The organism is Dapis brunnea BLCC-M229, from assembly GCF_050015995.1.
In the GTDB taxonomy this organism is placed as follows: Bacteria; Cyanobacteriota; Cyanobacteriia; order Cyanobacteriales; family Microcoleaceae; genus Trichodesmium.
The window spans coordinates 1-2,675 of record NZ_JBNHEP010000034.1; the positions used below are offsets into that span (position 1 = coordinate 1).

General features: G+C 35.0%; 4 protein-coding genes. All 4 read right to left on the reverse strand.

Features of this window, described 5'->3' with window-relative positions; genetic code table 11:
• Positions 1 to 268: 268 nt before the first annotated feature.
• From ACP6PM_RS03135 to ACP6PM_RS03150, 4 genes are read right to left on the reverse strand one after another with little or no spacing between them, the layout of a single operon-like run.
• Positions 269 to 433, reverse strand: a complete 165-nt coding sequence (locus ACP6PM_RS03135) for a hypothetical protein (RefSeq protein WP_426581765.1) — start codon at positions 431 to 433, stop codon at positions 269 to 271.
• Between the two features lie 44 nt (positions 434 to 477).
• Positions 478 to 630 (reverse strand): hypothetical protein, encoded by a 153-nt coding sequence (locus tag ACP6PM_RS03140; protein WP_426581767.1) that lies wholly within the window; start codon positions 628 to 630, stop codon positions 478 to 480.
• Positions 631 to 642: 12 nt separating this feature from the next.
• Complete coding sequence (locus ACP6PM_RS03145; protein WP_426581769.1) at positions 643 to 825, reverse strand: hypothetical protein; 183 nt, start codon at positions 823 to 825, stop codon at positions 643 to 645.
• Between the two features lie 51 nt (positions 826 to 876).
• Entirely contained in the window at positions 877 to 2,055 is a 1,179-nt protein-coding gene (locus ACP6PM_RS03150) for a carbon-phosphorus lyase complex subunit (RefSeq protein ID WP_426581771.1), read from the reverse strand.
• Positions 2,056 to 2,675 lie beyond the last annotated feature (620 nt).

The window sequence follows — 2,675 nt, forward strand, 5'->3', positions numbered from 1 at the left end:
GTGATTGACTCTTAACGAACAAATAATTTCTCACAGAGATTTTTTCTCCAGGGAAGACTTAACAGATTTTTGTCTAATTTTTCTGCCAATACTATGGATGACTAAAAGTAGAAGGATATTCAACTTTTCCTTTCTATTTTTGCGGAAAATTTGCCTGAAGTTTGAGCAGAAAATTTACCTCTGGTATGGCAAAAGGTGATTGACTCTTAACGAACAAATAATTTCTCACAGAGATTTTTTCTCCAGGGAAGACTTAGTAGAAGGATATTCAACCTTCCCTTTCTATTTTTTCTGAGAATTTGCCTGAAGTTTGAGCAGAAAATTTACCTCTGGTATGGCAAAAGGTGATTGGCTTTTCTCGAACAAATAATTCAGTACATAAATTTTTTCTCCAGGGAAAACTCAGCAGATTTTTGCCTAATTTTTCTGCCAATACTATAGATGACTAAAAGTGGAAGTCTATCAAATTTTCCCTTTCTATTTTTTCTGAGAATTTGCCAGAAGTTTGAGGATAAAATTTACCTCTGGTATGGCAAAAGGTGATTGGCTTTTCACGAACAGATAATTCAATACACAGAGATTTTTTCTCCAGGGAAAACTCAGGAGATTTTTGCCTAATTTTTCTGCCAATACTATGGATGACTAAAAGTGGAAGTCTATCAAATTTTCCCTTTCTATTTTTTCTGAGAATTTGCCAGAAGTTTGAGGATAAAATTTACCTCTGGTATGGCAAAAGGTGATTGGCTTTTCACGAACAGATAATTCAGTACATAGATTTTTTCTCCAGGGAACACTCAGCAGATTTTTGCCTAATTTTTCTGCCAATAGTATAGATGACTAAAAGTATTAATTTCCTCAAAAACTTGTAGATAAATCTTAACTTTGTTTGGATAACTTGTCGATGTTACCTAAATATTTTTCCTCAAATTTTTCCGGGATAAATTCCTGAGATATATACTCTCCATTAACCTCAATATTTTGATTATTTTTATGTTCAGCTTGTAGCTTTCTAATTAAATTTATTTCTGCCTGAAAATCAATATAGTGGGGTAATTTTAAATGCTGTACAAACCCTTGAGCTTCAACATTATCTGAGTGATACAAAACAAACTCTGGATCTTGAGCAGGTCCTTGTATTTCTTCTCCTAATTCTTGAGCTTGCATCGCCCGATCTACTAACGCCATCGACATTGCTTTACGTTCGTTATAGCCAAAAGTTAAACCATAACCACGGGTAAGTTGTGGGGGTGCTTCTTTACTACCTTTAAACATATTTACATTTTCTGCTTCAGTAATATTAATATCAGCGATCGCTACTTCAAAACCTAATTCTTCTGGAAAAATAAGCACTTCAACTTCTCCCATTTTAATTTCTCCAGCAAAGGGATGGGTACGACCATAACCTCTCTGAGTTGAATATCCTAAACTAAGCAAAAAACCTTCATCTGCACGAGCTAAATTTTGTAATCTTGCATCTCTTTCTGCGGGTAATTTGAGTGGTTGCCGAGTTAAGTCAAATGGTTGTTTATTATCCTCTGTTTTTTCTTGACAAACTAACCCTTCTTTTTCCAAAGTAGTCATTACTCTGGGGAAATTTTCTTCTATGTTTAAATTTTTGCTTTTAGATGAGGTAGGTGTATTACCTTCCGCAGCTAATTTAAAGTCTAATAGGCGATGAATATAATCAAAAGTTGGTCCTAAATATTGACCTCCGGGAACATCTTTAAAGATAGCAGAAATTCTCCGTTGAATCTTCATTTTCGTTGTATCTAAAGGCTGACTATAATAAAGTCTTGGTAAAGTAGTTCGATATGCTCTTAATAGAAATATTGCCTCTACTAGATCGCCCCAAGATTGTTTAATTGCTAAGGCAGCTAAGTCTGGGTCATACAAACTTCCTTCACACATTACTCGGTTAACTGCAAGGGTAAGTTGTTGTTTAATTTGCTCTAAATTTAATTCAGGAATATTCTGGTTGCCTCGCCTTAATTCTTGCAGTAGTATTTCGGCATTTTTAATTGCTTCTTCTCCGCCTTTTACTGCTACATAAGCCATGTTTTTTTACCTCAGATTTTTCTTTTACTGTAAGCATTTCCTGCGGAATGCTGCGCAAACAGCTATTGGCTAGTTAGCTCTCAGCTATGATAGAAATCAAGTAACTATGTAATATTAACAGGACTTAGGCAAACCAACCAATTATGAAGCACCTACTCATCCTCTATGAGTAGTGGAATTTTTCTACTATTGCGTATAGAGCAATAATAATTTCATTTTCTCAAGCGCCTGCCAGATGTAGATGAGTAGTGGAATTTTTCTACTATTGCGTATAGAGCAATAATAATTTCATTTTCTCAAGCGCCTGCCAGATGTAGATGAGTAGTGGAATTTTTCTACTATTGCGTATAGAGCAATAATAATTTCATTTTCTCAAGCGCCTGCCAGATGTAGATGAGTAGTGGAATTTTTCTACTATTGCGTATAGAGCAATAATAATTTCATTTTCTCAAGCGCCTGCCAGATGTAGATGAGTAGTGGAATTTTTCTACTATTGCGTATAGAGCAATAATAATTTCATTTTCTCAAGCGCCTGCCAGATGTAGATGAGTAGTGGAATTTTTCTACTATTGCGTATAGAGCAATAATAATTTCATTTTCTCAAGCGCCTGCCAGATGTA